Source organism: Sediminibacterium sp., assembly GCF_030695065.1.
GTDB lineage: Bacteria > Bacteroidota > Bacteroidia > Chitinophagales > Chitinophagaceae > Sediminibacterium.
Map to the genome: position 1 here is coordinate 215,810 of NZ_JAUYTR010000023.1, position 20,148 is coordinate 235,957.

Here is a 20,148-nt window from a genome sequence, read left to right on the forward strand (position 1 = left end):
AAACTAATTTTTAGATTGAATAAAAGCGTCGGTAATTACTACATCGCTGGTAAACCCGATACAAACCCCTTTAATGTTGATTTTTTTATTTACTTCAACATTTTTAATTACTTCTTTAAGTGTACAAAAAACCGAAGAAAAATCGTTGGCACCATCAATGGTAATTGTTGTATTCCCTTCTTGATTCTGGCCAACTTCTTTCACAATGCCCTCTACCAATAATGCTTTGTTTAAATATTTAGTATTTGCTTCAGACTCATTGTTATTGTAAGCACTAACCAGCTCTACTGCAGTAATGGCAATAGCCTTCTCGTCGTTTACATTTCTTTTATACTGCGCAGCATAAATAAATACATAATAAAGTATAGCAGCAACAATTAAAAGAATAGAACCAATTATTATTATCCATTTTTTCATAGAAGATATTTAGTTGTTTAACATGCCTGCATTAATCCAAACTTGGAATTTTGAAATATCACAAGCCGATAATTTTCCTCCTCCCTTTGGCATTGCAGAAGCTTGCCCATTTTGAATAATAGAGTTCATAAACTTGCCGTCTAATACCGAGGCCCTAACCCCTGCATAATTATCTAGAACAATTCCAGCGCCAGCTGCAGCCGTTCCACCATGACAACTATTACATGATGTATTTAGAATTGGCATTAAACTGGTACTAAATTTTACATTAGCAGTATCACAAGCAACTGCTGAGGCAGCAGGATATACCAGTTCACTTTTATCATAATAACAAGCACTAAAGAATAGAAGTGCAAAAAATAAAAACAACGAATTCCGCATAATTAAATTTTTATTGAGGCATTCCTGCATTAATCCATTTGGTCATTTGCTTAATCTTACAAGCGTCCATAGGATTACCAATTGGCATTCTTTGCGCAGCAGGTAAACTTGGTGCATGATTAATGGCATCTAAGAATAATTGCTTATTTGCATTTATATAAGATTGGGTGGCAGCGAGTGTTCCTAAATAAACATTACCCGACCCAGGTGCAACACCATGACAACCGTTACAGTTGTTAGATAAGATGGTTTGAACAGACGTAGAATATGTAAACTTAGTAGTGTCACAGCTATTAACACAATTGGTATTTAAAGCACCCTGATCAATCCATTTCTTTATTAAACTTATTTGCGCAGTGCTTAAAGCAGGATAACCTCTTGGGGGCATTTCTCCCTTTGTAATTTCTTTATAGTATTTGCTATTGGCTGCATCTCTAGGTTTGATGCCTTTCATAATTGTAGTGTAATCGGTGGTTTGAACCCCGTCTGCTCTTGTATTGGCATTATGACAACCAGCACTGGCGCAATAACTAACATACAAAGGAAGCACATCATTTTGAAAACATACCGTATCAGAAACTGTAGTATCTCCACCTGTTACACCACCTTGTACAACAACAGGTGTGGGATTAATTGCAGAATTCAAAAATTCATGCTTACAAGCCAACAAGAACAGTGTGGCCATTAAACTTGAAATAAGTAGCTTTTTCATAATAGTCAATACACTATTAATGAAAAAGGGGTTGCCTCGGTAAATTATTTTTTTTGCTTAACTATTGGCATGCGCAAATTAATATACAAGGCAATTGTTCCTAGTTTATTATGTCCTTCGCCCAGTTCTTCTAAGGGAAGCTTAAACATTGGCTCAATTTCTAGAACAAGATTTCGCTTTGTTTTAACAGATAAACCCGCACCTATTGTAAGATTATTTAAAATATGCGACTCGCCATCATCATCGGTGTCGTTGGCACTATTCCAAAGCAACGGCGTACTTCCATTTAACAATAAATCATACGTGTATTGTTGTTTTATAAAAAACAAAGAAGACAATCCCACAGAAGAAATAAAAGACCATTTTTTATTTGGCCGATCTGTATACCTAAGCGAAAGTGGCACTTCAAATACATGCAAACTGCCCTTTACATTTCTTAATTCTAAACTGGTATAACTGGGTAAATTTGGAGATGGCTTATATAAATACCCATCACCAGAAGCGTTAACTGGGGTATAATTATACAGCAATCCCGATCTGATTCGCCATTTAGGAAATAAGAGGTAATTGATTCCTACTCCAAGCGTAAATCCTGGTTGATGCAAAGGCTGCATGTTGGCCAATAGAAAATCAGGCGCTACGGTTAAATTCCATTCCCACTTCGAAAGTTTCTTTTCAGCAATTTTATTATTGATTTGCGCAATAGTAGTATCCTCTAACAATGGGTTCTTAGTTTCAGACTTGGAACCAGCCGAATCAATTTGCATATTTACAAATTCTTGCTTTGTAGCTTCTACTGTATCTAACTTTTTTTGAAAATATTGATCAGGAACAATCGCCTGCAACTGTTTATTAGGAACACTATTTTGCAATGGGTTTTCCGACAACTCAGATTTTATTGTTGATTTAGATGCTGGCTTAAGTGCTGATTTAGATTCGGGCATAAACGTAGAAATAGATCTAGACTTTTGCTCAGCTGTAGCTTTTGAATCATTAGATTCTTTATTTACTATAATTGGTGATTTAATACCAGTATGGTCATTTTTATTTACAACAGGCTTAACTGTTTCAGTTGATTGTTTTCCTGTAAAATATTTAGTAGCACCTGCTATCAATAATCCAGCCATTAAAAAAACAAAGAACCAAAAAACTACAGGTCTTTTTTTCCTTTTTTGAGGCATTTCTACATCTAATAATTGCTGCATCTTGTCCCAGTTTGCAGAACTACTAATGGCATCACCTGCTTCTTTTTCAAAAGCATTCTTAGCAAGATCTTCTATTGATTTTGAGTAGAATTTATCCATTCAGTTTGCTTTTGGATGACAACAATAATTGTAAATGACGCTTGGCTTTAAATAAGTTAGATTTAGAAGTTCCTTCGTTAATGCCTAATAAGTTGGCTATTTCTTGATGCGTATATCCGTCAATAAAATGTAAACAAAAAACAGTTTTATAACTTATGGGTAAACTCATAACTAATTGTATGATTTCTTGGTATCCCAATTTTTGAATAATTTCTTCATTAATTGCTGGTTCATATTGATGCTGTTCGGTTATTTCGTCTAATGAAACAGCTTCTGAAAAATATTTTCTAGAATAGTTAATACAATTATTAATAAATACCCGTTTAGACCAGCCTTTGAATGCTGCTTCTGAAACAGCATAATTACTCATATCGTATTGTGCTATATTTTTAAATATTTTCATGAACCCATCCATCACTAAATCTTCTACTAAGTTTACCTCATTTGCATACCGCTTACAAACAGAAATAGCATATCCTTGCAACCACTCATAAAGATCCCTCTGGCTTTGTCTATTGTTCTTTCGACAGCCATCAATTATGTGCTTAATTTGCTCATCAGATAAACTCAACCCTTGCTAATAATTAATCTATTCCGTTAATAATACAGCAAAGTTAGCATTACGGTTGCCTACACTAAATATAATTTTTAGCTAAAAATCAGCGTATTACACCTGCAGCCCAGCTAATTCCATAACTGGCTTTAAGGTATTTAGCTCTTAATTGAATTAGTTTCTCTGCGGTTTCAATGACTTTGTTTTCTCGGGTATTGAGTAAGAACAAGCTGCTTTCCCCATTCTGAAACCGAAGTGATTCGGCTTTTAATAATGCAGTATATCCATTGAATGCTTGCTGAGCAGCAGCAATCTGTTCTTTCAACAAAATAGATTCGGCATAGTACGACCTAATTTTATTAGCAGTACTCCATTGTTTGGCATTCAACTCATAATTGGTCTCAGCAATTTTTAATTTAGCTTGTCTATACGAACCTTGACCTTCGCGCAAGAAAATGGGAATTTTAAATTGCACGCCCCATACATAATTATTTTGCAAGAGTGCTCCACCAAAATCTTTCATTACGTTATATCCTTGATTCAATAAATTAGCTTTTACATTTAATGATGGAAGCAAAGATTGAAATTTTAATTTTCTTTCTACTTCTAAAGCTGCTAGTTCAAAATTCAAACTTCTTAAAGAAGGATTTTCCTCGTTCGCCCTATTTATCAACTGTTCTGGATCTTCTACCGTCATATACATTTGGAACTGAACTGTATCGGGTACAAATTTTTCGTTTAGCAAATAAGCTGCATCATTTTCGTTCCATAAAAAATTGGCCATCTCAAGCTGAGCATTTACCAATTTTACTTTAGCATCTGTTTGTAATAATTGAAATTGTTGCACTTGAGTGAGGGCTTCAACGGTATCAATTAATGCTCTATCTCCATTTGCATAAGCCAATTTAACCAACCTGAAACGATCTAGGCTCACTTGCAAAAACTGACGATAAATACTGAATAACTGATACGACCCAGCCCATTGCCAATAAGCATTGTAGGCATCATACAAAAGATCATTCTGCATTTTTAATCTATCCTGTTCACTCTGTTGAGTAAACAAAGAAGCCTGTTGTAAACTAGCCCTACGTTGGTCTATGAGCAACCCCTTTAATAGAGGCATTTCCAATCCCAAATAACTACTCTGCCCACGGGTTATTTGATTATTCAAAAACAACCCTCCATTATCTTCAAGCCCTGCCTTAATATCTAATCCTCCCAACTTAGTAGGAACTTTAAATTCAGGATTAGTGTAGAAATAATAATTTTTTCCATCAAATGTTTTTCTACTCGCATCCATTTCAATTGTTGGATCAAATTGTCCCCTAGCACTTAATAATGCAGCATTGGCTTTTTCTACTTTAATATTTGCCTGTTTAGCAATTGGATGAAAAGACCTTACTTGTTCAATAAATTTTTCAGGACTTAATACCTGCGCATTTATATTGAACGCCCATGCACAGCCAAAAAAGAATAAATACTTTCTCATGGCTATTTCCCTTTTTGGTCTTTTAGTTCATTACCCTGCATTGGTTTGTAATATTCTGGAGGGAATCCATTGATATTTCGCCATAATTCGTATCCAATAGGCACATCTTTTAACAATGCTATTCCATTTGCTCCTCCACCCATTCTTAATTGTCGTGGCCAAGGTTTTTCTGAAGGATCTTCAATAACCAGCAATCTAAACTTCCCATTATTGCTTACCGAAGTTTCCACTGCTGCTACAACGCCACCAAAGGTTCCATAAGAAGCAGCAGGCCAACCAGAGAATACAATTGCGGGAAATCCATCAAACACAAACCTGATTTTTTGACCAATGGCCAATAATGGCAGGTCCATTGGTTCTGCAAATAACTCTACCGCATATTTAATTTTATCAGGAACAATTTCAACAATCATATCGCCCTCTTTCACCATTTCACCAATACCTGCTTTACGGGCTTTGGTGATTTGTCCATTCTGTGGTGCAGTTATATAATATAGCTTGTTTCTAATATCATAATTACTATATGCATTTTGCAATTTGGCTACATCTGCTTCACCGGTTGCCATATTAGACAAGGACCCGAATTGTTCTCCTTGAGCCTTCGCTATTTTATCTGTATACTCTTGAATGGTTCCATTCTTTTCTATTCGAATGGCTGTTAATTCCTGTTTGGCTTGTAGAAATTTATTTTCTGCACTTATTTTTTTAGCTGTTGCATTCTGAAAAGTAACTTTCCTTCTTTCAAAATCTACCAATGAAATCACTCCACTATCCAACATGTTTTTTGCGGCGTCTATTTGTCTTTTGGCAACGGCAACTTCATTCATCACAGCTCCCAAATCAATACTATCACTAATTACTTTTAATGTTTGCTGACGAAGTTTAACATCTAACTGATCTAATTTTAAATCCCTTGCTTCTTCAAGTGCATTAATTTGAGACACCGCAGTAGCCGCTTTATTACTATACCCTTCTACTGCAATTTGCTTAGCATCTATTTGCTTTTGGGTTCTACTCAGTAATTGAGGATCAAAATAATCGGTCTTGACCTCCCCTATCTGCATAATGGTATCTCCTTTCTTAACAAAGTCGCCTTCCTTTACATACCATTTTATTACACTACCAGCCAATACTGTATTCAATTCTTGGGGTCGATCTTCTTGTCTTAATGCAGTTACCGCTCCTTTTGCACGTATATTTTGTGTCCATGGCAAGAACAAGACTACAACCAACAAAATCAAAGAAGCCCAAAGCCATTTTCTAACATTATTCTTATTATGAATCCTATAAATATGCTGATAAGAATGAATGGTACTATTTGCAACAGCTTCCTCTATTACAGTAGTTATAAATTTATTACTGTCCATAATTTTCATTTAAAAGTGGCGCAATAGTTGACCAATTACCAGATGCTTTTACAAAGCCCTCATCTAAGTAAATAATCTTGTTACATCGAGCTGCAGTTTCAACATCATTGGTTGCAATTATAACTGTTGCATTCTCTTCAGAAAATATATAGTCTTGAATATTGTGCTTGTAGGTTTTCTCCAAGAAGTTAAGCGGTTCTTCTAACAATAAGAGCCTTTTTTTACCTAATAAAGCCCTCAGTAATAAAATGTCTTGTCTTATTTTGCTGTTTAATCTCTTTCCGGTTGGATCTAAAATTGTATCGTATCCTTTTGGTAGCCCTTGTACAAAACTAGTTAAGCCGCATCGGTTTACTAAGTCTGTAACTTCTTCATATTTAATTTCTTCGCTACCCATCGTAATATTTTCCCAGATTGTGCCATGAAAAATATCTTGCTGGCTTAATAAGATCCCTGTTTGTGACCTAACAGAGTTCAGGTTATAATTCCCCATTGGAATACCGTCTAGCAAAATGGAGCCGGTAAAATTATTGAATGCTCCTGTAAGAAGCCTTAAAATAGTAGACTTGCCCGATCCTGATTCACCCATGATACAAACTTTATCACCTGCATCTATATTTAAATTCAGCCCTTGCAAGGCTGTGGAGTTATTACCGTAAATAAATCCAACATTTTCAAATAATAATGAAACCCCTTTTTGAGTGTCTGCCAATATTACAGTGCCATGCACTTCAATTTCACTTTCAGTTATTTTACTTAATTTTTCAACCGAAGTAAGCAAATCATATACTTTATCCATATTCAATATCAACTTCTCTACTGAGGCTATGATGCTTAAGATTACAATATCAGCTGCAATAAACTGACCAATGTTAATTTGCTGATCTACCAATAATACTGCCCCTACAATTAACATAGCTGCGGTAATAACCACCTTAAATATGATAAGACTCCAGTATTGCGTTAACAGTACTTTAAAATAATTTGTTCTTGCTTTTAAGTACTTAGTTACAATTCCGTCTGTTTTGCGGATATTAAGTTTAGTACCTCTAGAATATTTAAAAGATTTAATTACCCTGGCCATTTCTTCCAACCAAGCAGCTGTAGCAAATTTTTGATCGCTTGCTTCTATACTTGCTTGAAATCCTGCTGGAAGTGTATAACGCATAATTAAATACACTATTAAAGTTAGTACGGCTCCAAACCCAATAAATACAGGGTGATAAAGTGAAAGCAGAATCAATCCAAAAAAGATCTGAATAATTGCAGCAGGAACGTCTAATAATAGTTTCTCAACTGCTTTTTGTAATGAAACAGTATCAAAAAAACGGTTAACCAATTCAGGCAAATAATATGCATCCAATTTTTCTATATTCATTTTTGGAAGCCGATCTGCAAATTCAAGTGAATATCGAACAAATAACTTTTGCTGAATTTTTTCTGTTACCTGAAGCTGCCTAACTTGTAACAACCCATAAATCAAAACGGCAGCCACCACTAAAATTATCAATATTACTATTGAGGTTGATAATGAACCTGCCATTACAAAACCAATAATGGTTTGAATACCTAAAGGCATTGCAAGGCTTAAAATACCAGCTAAAATGGCAAAAGCATAAATGGAAGAAACGTCTTTTTTATCTAAACTAAGTAGCTCTAAAATCTTACGAGCTGCACCCATTGGTGATACTACATTCTTATTTTTTTCCATTGCGGGCAAATATTACAAGTATTATACCTAAAGCCATTGAAAGGCTAATAAGCTTTTGTGAAAGTACTTCGCTTAATATTCCTAAAATGAATAATTGACCAATATGTACTATAGATCATCAAATTCATAGATTTCGTCTATATGGGTTCCAGCATTCATTTCATAAATTGGTTTAACCAATCCATCGTGTAGGTCGTACACCCAACCATGAAGATCAGGACCTTGACGCTCTTTCCATGATTTTTGAATAATAGAGGTCTTAGCCAAATTTAATACTTGTTCCTGCACATTTAGCTCTATCATTCTATTTACTTGAGCATCCTGATCATCAATTGCATCAATTTCTTCTCTATGAAAACGATGTACATCCTTAATATTTCGAATCCATTTGTTAATAATTCCAAAATTATGATTGGTCATTGCCGCTTTTACACCACCACACCCATAATGACCACAAACAATGATATGCTTCACTTTTAATACCTCAACTGCATACTGCAATACACTCAATAAATTCAAGTCTGTATGAATCACCATATTGGCAATATTCCGATGTACAAAAATTTCACCTGGTTGGGTTCCTGTTATTTCATTTGCAGGAACTCGGCTATCGCTGCATCCAATCCACAAAAAATCGGGAGTTTGAACATCAACCAATCTCTTAAAATAATCTGGATCGTCATTTAATTTTTCTATTGCCCAAGCCTTATTCTCTAGAAGTAAACGTTCGTATGAATTCATAAATAAAGTTTATGGCTGTTTAAATAATAAATGCATTGGTTGGTAATTGCCTTTTTTAACAGTAACAGAAATACCTCTTGAAGGTGCGTTACTAATAAAATCGTTGATTTCTTCAATAATATCCTTATCAATAAAGTCTGCACGAGTGGCATCTACTATAACAAAAGAGTTGTCTGGGAAAGCTTGAAGATGCTTTTTAATAATTGGTTTATTTAAAAAAGAAACATCTTTTCTTAGCCTAATCAAATAATTATTATTGTCATTCACCACTAATATTGCCGATCTAAAATTACTTCTAACCAAATAAAATAAACTCACCAACATTCCAACCACAATTCCTGTAAGCATATCAGTCAAAAATATTCCAATGGTGGTTGCTATATAAGGCATAAACTGATCCCAGCCTTTAGCATAAAATGATTTGATTTCTTTTAAACTCACAAGCTTAAAGCCAGTATAAATAAGTACTGCAGCAAGTGCAGACAATGGAATTTTACTTAATAGTCCTGGAATGAAGACCACACAGAGTAATAATAAAATACCATTAATAATAGTAGACTTTTTTGATGTTGCACCTGCATTTACATTTACCGAGCTTCTTACAATAACCGAAGCTACTGGCAAGCCCCCAATTAGGCCCGAAACAATATTGCCAATACCTTGTGCTTTTAATTCTCGGTTGGTTGGAGTAATTCTCTTTAGGGGATCTAGTTTATCTATTGCTTCTACCGCTAAAAGTGTTTCTAAACTTGCAATAATAGCTAAAGAAAAAGCAATAACCCAAATAGAAGGATTGAGTATACTACTAAATTTAGGTAATGTAAAAAAGGAGATAAAATCAGTTAGATCTTTAGGAATTGGAAGACTTACTAAATGACTGGCTTCTAATTTAGCACTAGAAGCGGTAAACTCAAGAATGTAATTTGCAACAGTTGATAGTAAAACAACCAATAAAGGGACAGGTAATAAATTAAGCCACTTCTTTTTCTTTATTGATTTTGTTTGCCAAATCAATAATATAAATAAGCTGATTAATCCAATCATTAAAGCAGTTGACTGAATGGCATTTAATGCTTGTAGAATTTCTGTGAAAGTGTTTTGTTGATCACTTTGAAAAAAACGTTCATCGCCTTCAAAATCTACATCGTAGCCAAGAATATGGGGTATTTGTTTTAGTATTAAAATGAGACCAATAGCTGTTAACATTCCTCTAATAACCGAGTTAGGAACGTAATGCGCAATAACACCTGCTTTAATAAATCCTAAAATAATTTGAAAACAACCAGCCAATACCACTGCAAACAAAAATGATTCATAAGAGCCCAAACTAGTTATTCCCGTTACTACTACTGCAGTTAATGCGGCAGCTGGACCCGAAACACTTAATGAGGACTTACTAAAGAAACCAACCACAATTCCCCCAACAATACCTGCAATGATGCCCGAAAACAAAGGTGCCCCTGAACCTAGTGCAATGCCAAGGCAAAGGGGCAGCCCTATCAGCAAAACAACAATAGAAGCGGAAATATCTGATGCTGTATGCTGTAATAATTTTTTCATTTTAAATATTTAATCCGCCACAGGCGCTAATAACCTGACCGGTAATATACGAACTCATATTGCTTGCTAAGAATAAAGTTGTGTTAGCAATTTCCTCAGCTTTGCCAAATCTACCCAATGGTATTTTTTGTAAGAACTGAGCGGCGCCTTCTCCATCTTTTAAGTAATGAGTCATATCTGTTTCTACAAATCCTGGTGCAATTGCATTACAGCGGATATTTCTAGAACCTAGTTCGGCAGCAATAGACTTGGTAAATCCAATGATACCTGCCTTACTAGCGGCATAACTGCTTTGCCCAGCGTTTCCCCTAATACCTATAATAGAACTCATATTTATAATACTGCCCTGCTTGGCTTTCATCATTGGACGAATTACCTGCTTGGTCATATTAAAAATGCTTTTTAAATTAATATCCATTACTTCATCCCATTGTTCTTCGGTCATTCGCAACAATAAATTGTCTTTTGAAATACCTGCATTGTTAACACATACATCAATAGCACCAAATTCCTTTACGGTATCATTCACTAAAGTTTCGCAATCGGCAAAATTACCTGCATTGCTCTTTACAGCTTTACCCTTAACGCCTAATGCTTCTATTTGAGAAACCAATGCAGCTGCTTTTTCAGCACTACTATCACTTACATAAGTAAATACTATATTACTACCTTGTTCTGCAAGTTTTAAAGCAATGGCAGCTCCTATTCCACGAGCAGCACCAGTAACAATTGAAACTTTCCCTTCTAATAATTTCATTTGATTCAATTAAAATGTTCTACAAATAAAAACTTTTTATTTCATCTATATACAAACGTTCATTACTTAACCTTGGAACCTTATGTTGTCCACCCAATTTTCCTTTCTGTTTTAGCCATTGATTAAATATACCAGGACTTAAAGCATGCACTACTGGCATTGACAATGCCATGTCTTTATGCCTTTTAGCTTCGTAATCGCTATTTAAACTTTTAAGTGCAGTGTCTAATTCATTTGTAAAATGCTGAATAGAATCGGGTATTTGCTCAAACTCTATTAACCACTCATGAGCACCTTGATGTTGCTCGTTAAAATAAATGGGTGCTGCAGTATAGTCGGTTACAATCAACCCTGTATTAGCACATGCTATGGCTATAGCCTGGTCTGCATTGTCTGCAATCAGTTCTTCACCAAACGCATTAATGTATTGTTTTAGCCTACCAGTAACTTTTAATTTAAATGGATACTTCGTGATAAATTGCACTGTATCTCCTACCAAATAACGCCATAATCCACCATTGGTACTTATTACAATAGCATAGTTTTCGCCAACAACAATATCTTTTAAACCTATTGTTTTTGGATTGGGCTTACCGTATTCACTAACTGGCATAAACTCATAAAAAATGCCATTTTCAGTAAACAACAACATCCCTTCTTCTTCAGGTGAAACTTGTGCAGCAAAAAATCCTTCACTGGCATTATACATTTCTAAATAACTACAACCTGCACCAATCAACTGATGAAATTGTGCACGATAAGGTGTGAAAGAGACACCGCCGTGAATATACAATTCCAAATTAGGCCATACTTCTTTCAGGGTTTGTTTTCCGGTTATGGTCAATATTCTTTTTATCAAAATCAACGTCCAAGTAGGCACTCCAGAAATAGAAGTAACATCTTCTTGAATAGTATGAAAGGCCATTTTTTCAATCTTCTCTTCCCATTCATCCATTAATGCTATAGAAAGTTCAGGTGTTCTAATCCAATTTGCCCAAATAGGTGTGTTCTGCAAAAGCACGGCACTTAAATCGCCATAATGCATGTCTTCATTTAATTGGCTTATTTGATGACTGCCGCCAATAACCAAACCCTTTCCGGTTAACAAATCGCTTTCGCTTCTGTTGTTATAATACATGGTAAGCACATCTTTTGCACTTTGAAAATGGCAATCTTCTAAACTTTCTTGCGTTATAGGAATGAACTTACTTTTATCGTTTGTTGTACCGCTGCTTTTAGCAAACCAACTAACAGGCGTATTCCAAAGCACATTTTCTTCACCCGCCATAATACGGTCGATATAAGGTTTTAAATCGTCGTATTCATGAATAGGAACTGCTTCTTTAAATTTTCGAATATTAAAAAGTTGATTAAAGCCGTACTTTCTTCCAAACTCCGTGTATTGTCCGTGGGTAATAAGGTCTTGGAGTACTTCGCGTTGAGAAGCAATTGGATCATTGGCCCATTGCGCAATACGCCAGTGCCTTATTCGGGCCAAACGTGATATTGCAGGACTTAATAATTTCATAAATTTTCGCTATTCTCCTTGGCCATATCAATAATCCAATCTTTGCGTTTTAATTCAAAATTAGTTCCAAGATAAAGTCTGCGCACTTGTTCATCTTCTGCCAATTCTTCGGCAGTTCCGTGTTTAAATATTTTGCCTTCAATTAAAAGATAGGCTCTGTCGCAAATAGAGAGGGTTTCGTTTACGTTATGGTCAGTAATTAATATTCCAATATTCTTATATTTCAATTTGGCTACAACTCCCTGTATATCTTCTACTGCTATAGGGTCTACCCCTGCAAACGGTTCATCTAACAAAATGAATTTAGGGTCAACTGCTAATGCCCTAGCAATTTCTGTTCTTCTTCTTTCTCCACCGCTTAAACTATCGCCATTGTTTTTTCTTACATGATGCAAATTAAATTCATCTAACAAAGATTCCATTTTATGATGACGTTCTGCTTTAGTAAGATTGGTCATTTCTAAAACAGCCATGATATTGTCTTCAACAGTCAGTTTTCTGAATACGCTTGCTTCTTGAGGCAAATACCCAATTCCCATTTGGGCTCTTTTGTACATAGGTAATTTGGTAATGTCTTGGTCGTTTAAGAAAACACTTCCTTCATCGGGCTTAATTAGACCCACCACCATATAAAAACTGGTGGTTTTACCTGCTCCATTGGGGCCCAACAAACCCACTATCTCTCCTTGTTTAACATTCACGGAAACATTGTTTACAACGGTTCTACCCTTGTAACTTTTGTAGAGGTTATTGGTTTGAATAGTCAGGTTCAATGGTAACGCTTTATACAAATGTAATATGTCGTTTGTATATTGCAGCATGAAAGTTACTGAACATATTCAAGAGGCCAAGAACACATTAATTTCATTTGAAGTTTTACCACCATTAAAGGGAAAGACCATCCAACATGTTTTTGATCATTTGAACCCCTTAATGGAGTTCAAGCCTTCTTGGATTAACGTAACTTATCATAGAAGTGAAACCGCTTTTAAAAAGAAAGTTGATGGTACATTCGAAAAAGTAGAAGTGCGCAAGCGCCCTGGTACTGTTGGAATTTGTGCAGCAATTATGAACCATTACAGCATTGATACGGTTCCGCACTTTATTTGCGGAGGCTTTAACAAAAGAGAAAGTGAAGATGCATTAATAGACCTCAACTTTTTAGGGATTGACAATGTATTGGTATTAAGAGGAGACGCTGCTAAAAACGAAGCGAGTTTTGAACCAGAAGCAGATGGGCATAAATATGCCATTGATTTACAAAAGCAAGTGGTAAATTTAAACAGTGGCATCTATTTAGATGAAGACATACAGAATGGAGGTAAAACCAATTTCTGTATTGGTACAGCAGGTTACCCCGAAAAACATTTTGAAGCACCCAATTTAGAAATTGACTTACAGCGTTTGAAAGAGAAAGTAGATGCGGGTGCAGATTATATTATGACCCAGATGTTTTTTGACAACCAGAAATTTTACGAGTATGTAAAAGCTTGTAGGGATATGGGCATCACCGTTCCAATTATACCAGGATTAAAACCCATCACTAATAAAAAACAGTTGTCTGTTTTACCTAGAATATTTCATGTAGACATTCCAACCGATTTATCGAATGCCATTTCTAAATGTAAAACTGATGCCGATTGCGAGCAGGTGGGAACAGAATGGCTAATACAACAAAGCAAGGAGCTCAAAGCCTTTGGTGTACCCGTTTTACACTATTATACCCTTGGAAAACCCAAAGTAATTTGGAATGTAGTGAACGCTGTTTATTAAAATGGCATTAATCCGAATAATTGATATTTGATTAGCGATTAATTGATAGTGGTCCTGCTGAAATATTGATAATTTTGGCCTCACTCAATTAAACGATGATGCTCAAAATACTTACTAGCATTTCTCAAGCCAATAGTGCACTCTTATCAGAAGGGAATATAGACAAAGCTATCAATGATGTTATTGCTATTTTAGGCCAAGCAACACAGGTAGATCGTGTCTATGTTTTTACCAATAAGAAAATCGGCAACGAACTAAGATTATATTATACGCACGAATGGTGTAGGGAGGGGATTGAAGTTCAATTGGGCAATCCAGACTTAAGCGATATTTCGTATGATTTTTTTCCTGATATGTTTGAAACCTTGTCTAAGGATAAATACATGTATGGATTGGTGGAAGAGTCTAACAATAGCACTTTTAAAGAAATAATGGAATCTCAGGGTATTTTGACCTATTTATTTACTCCCATTTTTTGTGACGGAGATTATTGGGGATGGATTGGTTATGATAATTGCACAACCAAAGATAAATGGGAGCAAGAAGTAGTACAGTCGCTTTATACAGTTGCTAGAAATATCGGAATCAGGCTATCTAGAGAAAAAGCAACATTAGAACAAAATAGACTGCTAGAAAGATTCCAAATGACCATCAAAGCTTCACAGCAAGGCATGTGGGAATGGGATATTGCCAATAACAAATTGAATTATTCTCCCATTTTCATGAAAATGATAGGCTATGAACCCAATGAGTTTGAACATACCTATGAGAATTGGAAAATTCGGGTACATCCAGATGATATTGTTGCAACTGAAAAAAGCCTAGAAGAATATTTTACAAATATTACTGAGACTTATCAAAACGAATTCAGGCTAAAACATAAAGCTGGTCATTATATATGGATTAATGGATTTGGCATTGCTAAAAGAGATGATGAAGGTAGGCCTGTTTATATGGTAGGAACACATGTAGATATAAGCCCTCTTAAAAAGCAACAAGAAGTTTTAGAAGAGCAGAAGAATGAATTTGACAAACTGATCAATAACTTGGGTGAAGCTGTTTTTAGATTAAATAGTTACAACCAAATTACTTTCATGAATCAATATTGGCATGAACTTTCCGGATTTGAAATTCAAGATTGCATGATGGAGCCAATAACAGAATTTTTTGAAGACACCGACAAGCAATTGATATTTGAACAACTTGAAGCATTAAGGAATTCAGAAAAAGGAAGAACAACAATAGAAGTTAAACTAAAGCAAAAAAACAATAATTGGCGTTGGGCAGAATTATCTCTTAGAGAAAATAAAGCAGCATCAGTTAAAGATTATTTTATTGCTGGAAGCATCATTGATATTCATGACAAAAAAATAGCTTTAGAAAAAGAAAAAGAATTATCAGAATTAAAAGCAGGTTTTGTATCACTCACTTCACACCAATTTAGAACCCCTCTAACAGTTATATTTTCAAATATTGAAGTAATTGAATTATCTGCAAAAAAATTAAATATTGCATTATCCAATACAATTAGAGATTCTGCAGAAATGATTAAAGATCAAATTGATCGAATGACGCAGTTAATGGATAATATTCTGTTAGTAGGCAGATATGATGCAAAGCAATTAGCCTATAATTTGCATCCAATTTGCTTATCAACTTTTGTGAAGTCTATTATCAAAACTTATTTCCAAAATGAGATGGATGGTAGAACTGTCTTACTTAAAGAAGAAGTTTCAAGTAATAAGGTTGCAGCAGACGAGTTATTGTTTATGCATGTGCTAACCAATATTATATCTAATGCGTTAAAATACTCTAAGGGAAGTACAAATCCAGAAGTATCCATTTATTACAAAGACAACAACGCCTTTATTGAAATAATTGATTTTGGTATAGGTATACCAGAAGATGAAATTGAAAAAGTATTTCATTCTTTTTATAGAGCATCAAATACCCAAACCTATCAAGGTTCTGGTTTAGGTTTATCCGTTGCAAAACAGTTTATGGAAATACATGGAGGAAAGATAAGTTTAGAAAGTGTCCTTAACAAAGGAACACAAGTAACGCTATCTTTACCCATTGTAGCTTAGTCTAAAGCTATTTGCCAACAAAATTGGCAGCATATGCTTTAGGAGGCTTACCATATTTTTTCTTGAAGCAATGACAAAAATAGGCCACAGAGTTAAAGCCAGATTGAAAAGAAACTTGCTTAACGCTGGTATTTCCTTGACGTAATAGAACCTCTGCTTTCATCAGTTTGATTTCAGTAATGTACTGCTTTGGCGTCATTTTGTATTTGGCCTTTATCATTCTTTCTAGAGTAGAAACACTAACAGACATTTTTTTGGCAATAGCAGGTATCGTGTTTAATTCATCTTCGTTTAGCTTCTCTACTATTGCTTCAAAAGAATCTTCAAAAAAATCTTTAGAGTTGCCATTCGAAGACCCACGAGTAGAAAGCAGTCTTTTTTGCTTCGCGTTCTCTTCGTTAATTTGAACGATGCCAGTAAGATTTCTTATTTTTAGTAATAACTCTTTAGACTTTATTGGCTTTACCATAAAATCGTTGGCCCCCAACTCTAGTCCTTGAATAATCTTATCGTCGCCCGACATTCCAGAAATAATAATCACTGGAACCCTATTGGTAGTAGGGCTACTTTTAAATAGGCGTAACAAAGAGAATCCATCTAATGGATACGGTAACATTAGATCGAGTAGTATAATATCTGGAGTAAAACTGCGGAGTATTTCAAGAGCTTCATTGCCATCGGCAGCACCTGCTACTTCATAGGTTTCTTGAAGTATTACTTCAAGCGACATTCTAAGCATTTTGGTATCTTCTACAATTAATACCTTTTTTCTTTCGTTCATGAAAATAAATTATTGGTTCAATGAAATTTCAGTTCTTATGCCTTGTGGTTTGATATCGTCAAAAAATATTTGCCCATTTTGGCTATTCACAATTAACATAGCTAATGCAAGGCCAATTCCTAATCCTTGTTGCTCAAACTTGGAACGTTTTATTTGACCTATAGCACCTGACTGAACATTAAGTTCAGATGCCTTACAAAACTTACCTTGGTCTAATATTTCTACACTAACGCCATTGTGTCCTGCAATAAGGTTTACAGTTACAGTTTCTTCTTTGTCAGAAAATTTAAACGCATTATCAATTAACTCATATAGAGCAATAGAGAATAACTCAACACTAATATTAACCTCTATAGGCTCCATTTGTGTTATATTCAATTGTTGAAGTCTATTGTGTTCAGCTGCTACTTGACTGGCAATATGCTGTACAAGCAAATCTAATCTAACCTTACTTCGATCACTCATTGGAGCAATACCAGATAATTTTAAATCGTAGTAAACTTTGATTTTGCTAAAAGTTTGTTTTAATCGATTGCTCGAACGCTCTAAATAGTTGCAAAAATCTTCTATCTCATCATTTGCTAAATCATTGGCCTTTTGCTTAATTAAATTGGTAAAAGATAAAATACCATGCATTGGAGTCTTAAACTCATGACCAACCATAAGAATGATTGTTTGCTCAAGACTATTTATCAAATTTTTTAAGTGGTGTTCAAGTTGATCTTTTCTCTCTAATCTTCTTTCAATAGATTGAAGTAGCTCTGCACTTTTAAAAGGTTTAAAAATATAGTCATCAGCCCCTAAATTCATTCCAGTTCTTAAATCGTTGTATTGCGCTTTTGCCGTCAAAAATATCAATGGGGTTTCTATTGACTTTTTACGCAATTGCTCCAATAATCCAAACCCATCTAAAACCGGCATCATTACATCACAAAGAATTAAATCGGGCTTTCGTTCAATAGCTTTATCAAGCCCAACTTGACCATTCTCTGCAGTTTCCACTTCATAATCGTTCAACTCTAAAATGGTTTTTAAAGAATCGCGTATATCTTTTTCGTCTTCTACTACTAAAATTTTTTTACTCATAGTTTACCAGTTTTATTCATATCATAGGGAAAGCGAATGGTTACTATAGTACCCCTATTTTTTTTACTCCGCACTCTAAAAGAACCACGATGATGATCGGTGAAATATTTAATGGTCATTAAACCCAAGCCAGTTCCTTCAATATCTCCAACGTTTGAACCACGTATAAACGGCTCTCCTAATTTTATAATATCTTCTTCCTCAATTCCAATTCCTTTATCAACCACTGTAAAAAACCACCACATTTTGGTATAACTAACCCTTACAACTGGTGCATCTTTAGAATCGGGTGAATACTTAAAGGCATTGTTCAATAAATTAATTATGATATGCCTTATCATGGTTTTATCAAATTTTACCAAACTAGGATTACCCTTAAATATCATTTTAAGTAATCTTCCATCAGACCAAGGGCTATACAATTCTTCATTAATTTCACTCAAAAGAAGATTAATATCAATCAATTCTAATTGAGGAATAATTTTACCTGACTCTATCTTACTAATGAATAGAAAATCATTCATCAATTGAGTCATTTTATCTACTTGTCCAACAATTCGATTAATATAAGCAGCCCCTTTTTCAATTTCTTTAGCAGGTAATTTGCTATAAATCATTTCAAGAATTTCTGCACTAGATAGAATTACAGAAAGCGGTGTTCTTAATTCATGCGAAACCATCGACATAAAGTTTGTTTTCATGTCGCTCAAACTTCTCTCTTTTATTGCAGCATCTAACAAATCTTGCTCAGCCCTTAGTTGGTCGGTAATATCAGTAAAAAATATAGCTACTATTTGACCTCTCTCCTCTACCTGATTAAACCTAGACATATAATACCTAAGCGTTCGCAGCTGACCCCGTTTGTCGGTAATTACAACTTGGTTTTCATTTCTGATTGGAACTATATGTCCACTAAAAACGGTAAATAATGTCTTTCTAAACTGATCTAACCCTGTCTCAATTAATCTGAATAGGCTGTTTTCGCCCAACATTTCTTTTTCAAGACCTGTAAGTGTTAACCACTGTGAATTCACAAAATTAACCGTACCAGTCATGTCTAGTGTAATAACAAGCTGGTCTATATTATTAAACATCAAGCCCAGTTCGTCGTAGTGTTGTTGAAGCCTAAGTTCACTTTCCCTAATATTAGTAATATTTATTCCATAACCAATTACATACTCTACACTTTCGTTCAATCCTAATACTGGTTGAAATCTTCTTAAGTTATACACTTTATTCCCTGCGCTATCCAAATTAATTTCCTCAAATTCTACTGTTTTTTTAGACGACAACGCTTTCTCAAATAGTTTTCTTCTACTAACTGCAGAATCAATTGGTTTGTTCGCATATTTACAATAGTCAAAATCGTCTTTACCTATTATCCACTTACGCAGATCCTTCTTTGCAATGGCCAATTTGTTTACAAAAAGGTAGCGATGTGACGGATCAAAAATGGCTATATCTGCAGGAATATTATCTAAAAGGTCTTCATAAAAATGTCGCTCTGATGTGGCTGCACTTAAAAAACTGATTTCAGTATCTGGTTTCTTGTATAACCAAAGATGGCCATTTATATTCCCATTTAAAGTCATGGGTTTATAATCACGCAATAAAGTTTGACCACTTACAAATCGAATTTCTTCGTTTAATACTTCCTTGCCATTGGCATAGATAGATTCAATTCTAGATAAAAAAAGAGATGGCTCAGTAAAGTATGAAGCCGATTGAACTGCATTGTCTTTACAATTGGTGCCAATTAAAACATCTGCAGAAGCATCAATACCAAAAATAGTACAAAAGGTTTGGTTTACATACAATACCGTATGATCTGAAGACTCAAATAGCACTGCATGTGGCAGACTATTCAATATAAAGGATAATTCCTCTTTTTTCAGATTCAT

18 protein-coding genes are annotated in these 20,148 nt (G+C 34.8%); 2 read left to right on the forward strand and 16 right to left on the reverse strand.

Annotated elements, in window-relative coordinates:
• Positions 1-3: 3 nt before the first annotated feature.
• From Q8S25_RS11800 to lptB, 13 genes are all read right to left on the reverse strand, one after another.
• Positions 4-417, reverse strand: coding sequence for a hypothetical protein (locus tag Q8S25_RS11800; RefSeq protein WP_305537983.1), 414 nt, complete (start codon positions 415-417; stop codon positions 4-6).
• A 9-nt stretch (positions 418-426) separates the two neighbouring features.
• Positions 427-798 (reverse strand): c-type cytochrome, encoded by a 372-nt coding sequence (locus Q8S25_RS11805; RefSeq protein WP_305537985.1) that lies wholly within the window; start codon positions 796-798, stop codon positions 427-429.
• A gap of 10 nt (positions 799-808) precedes the next feature.
• Entirely contained in the window at positions 809-1,510 is a 702-nt protein-coding gene (locus Q8S25_RS11810) for a hypothetical protein (protein ID WP_305537987.1), read from the reverse strand.
• A 44-nt stretch (positions 1,511-1,554) separates the two neighbouring features.
• On the reverse strand, positions 1,555-2,814 hold the full coding sequence (locus tag Q8S25_RS11815) for an outer membrane beta-barrel protein (RefSeq protein WP_305537989.1): 1,260 nt from the start codon (positions 2,812-2,814) through the stop codon (positions 1,555-1,557).
• A complete protein-coding gene (locus tag Q8S25_RS11820) occupies positions 2,807-3,385 on the reverse strand; it encodes an RNA polymerase sigma factor (protein WP_305537991.1) in 579 nt (192 codons plus the stop codon). The genes Q8S25_RS11815 and Q8S25_RS11820 overlap by 8 nt, the downstream gene beginning before the upstream one ends.
• A gap of 88 nt (positions 3,386-3,473) precedes the next feature.
• Positions 3,474-4,856 (reverse strand): TolC family protein, encoded by a 1,383-nt coding sequence (locus Q8S25_RS11825; protein WP_305537993.1) that lies wholly within the window; start codon positions 4,854-4,856, stop codon positions 3,474-3,476.
• Between the two features lie 2 nt (positions 4,857-4,858).
• A complete protein-coding gene (locus tag Q8S25_RS11830; RefSeq protein ID WP_305537995.1) occupies positions 4,859-6,223 on the reverse strand; it encodes an HlyD family secretion protein in 1,365 nt (454 codons plus the stop codon).
• A complete protein-coding gene (locus Q8S25_RS11835) occupies positions 6,213-7,934 on the reverse strand; it encodes a peptidase domain-containing ABC transporter (RefSeq protein WP_305537997.1) in 1,722 nt (573 codons plus the stop codon). Before Q8S25_RS11835 ends, Q8S25_RS11830 begins: the two co-directional genes overlap by 11 nt.
• A 108-nt stretch (positions 7,935-8,042) precedes the next feature.
• A complete protein-coding gene (locus Q8S25_RS11840) occupies positions 8,043-8,675 on the reverse strand; it encodes a carbonic anhydrase (RefSeq protein WP_305537999.1) in 633 nt (210 codons plus the stop codon).
• Positions 8,676-8,684: 9 nt separating this feature from the next.
• The gene (locus Q8S25_RS11845; protein WP_305538001.1) at positions 8,685-10,235 is read right to left on the reverse strand and encodes a SulP family inorganic anion transporter; all 1,551 of its coding nucleotides are present in this window, start codon (positions 10,233-10,235) and stop codon (positions 8,685-8,687) included.
• 1 nt (position 10,236) lies between these two features.
• Complete coding sequence (gene fabG / locus Q8S25_RS11850; RefSeq protein WP_305538003.1) at positions 10,237-10,992, reverse strand: 3-oxoacyl-[acyl-carrier-protein] reductase; 756 nt, start codon at positions 10,990-10,992, stop codon at positions 10,237-10,239.
• A 19-nt stretch (positions 10,993-11,011) separates the two neighbouring features.
• Positions 11,012-12,520 (reverse strand): GH3 auxin-responsive promoter family protein, encoded by a 1,509-nt coding sequence (locus Q8S25_RS11855; protein WP_305538005.1) that lies wholly within the window; start codon positions 12,518-12,520, stop codon positions 11,012-11,014.
• Entirely contained in the window at positions 12,517-13,341 is an 825-nt protein-coding gene (lptB, locus tag Q8S25_RS11860; RefSeq protein ID WP_305538007.1) for an LPS export ABC transporter ATP-binding protein, read from the reverse strand. The genes Q8S25_RS11855 and lptB overlap by 4 nt, the downstream gene beginning before the upstream one ends.
• On the opposite strand from lptB, the gene Q8S25_RS11865 reads away from it, so the two are divergent.
• Positions 13,340-14,293 (forward strand): methylenetetrahydrofolate reductase, encoded by a 954-nt coding sequence (locus Q8S25_RS11865; RefSeq protein ID WP_305538008.1) that lies wholly within the window; start codon positions 13,340-13,342, stop codon positions 14,291-14,293. The two genes, lptB and Q8S25_RS11865, sit on opposite strands and share 2 nt — an antisense overlap.
• 98 nt (positions 14,294-14,391) lie before the next feature.
• Positions 14,392-16,380, forward strand: a complete 1,989-nt coding sequence (locus tag Q8S25_RS11870; protein WP_305538010.1) for an ATP-binding protein — start codon at positions 14,392-14,394, stop codon at positions 16,378-16,380.
• A 7-nt stretch (positions 16,381-16,387) separates the two neighbouring features.
• Here the strand turns inward: Q8S25_RS11870 and Q8S25_RS11875 are convergent, their stop codons facing one another.
• Genes Q8S25_RS11875 through Q8S25_RS11885 form a run of 3 tightly spaced genes read right to left on the reverse strand, consistent with a single transcriptional unit; the run spans position 16,388 to position 20,148 of the window.
• Positions 16,388-17,161 carry a response regulator gene (locus Q8S25_RS11875; RefSeq protein WP_305538012.1) on the reverse strand — a complete coding sequence of 258 codons (774 nt, stop codon included), beginning with the start codon at positions 17,159-17,161 and terminating at the stop codon, positions 16,388-16,390.
• 9 nt (positions 17,162-17,170) lie between these two features.
• Positions 17,171-18,247: a response regulator gene (locus Q8S25_RS11880; RefSeq protein WP_305538014.1), complete on the reverse strand. Its 1,077-nt coding sequence runs from the start codon at positions 18,245-18,247 to the stop codon at positions 17,171-17,173.
• Complete coding sequence (locus tag Q8S25_RS11885; protein WP_305538016.1) at positions 18,244-20,148, reverse strand: ATP-binding protein; 1,905 nt, start codon at positions 20,146-20,148, stop codon at positions 18,244-18,246. Before Q8S25_RS11885 ends, Q8S25_RS11880 begins: the two co-directional genes overlap by 4 nt.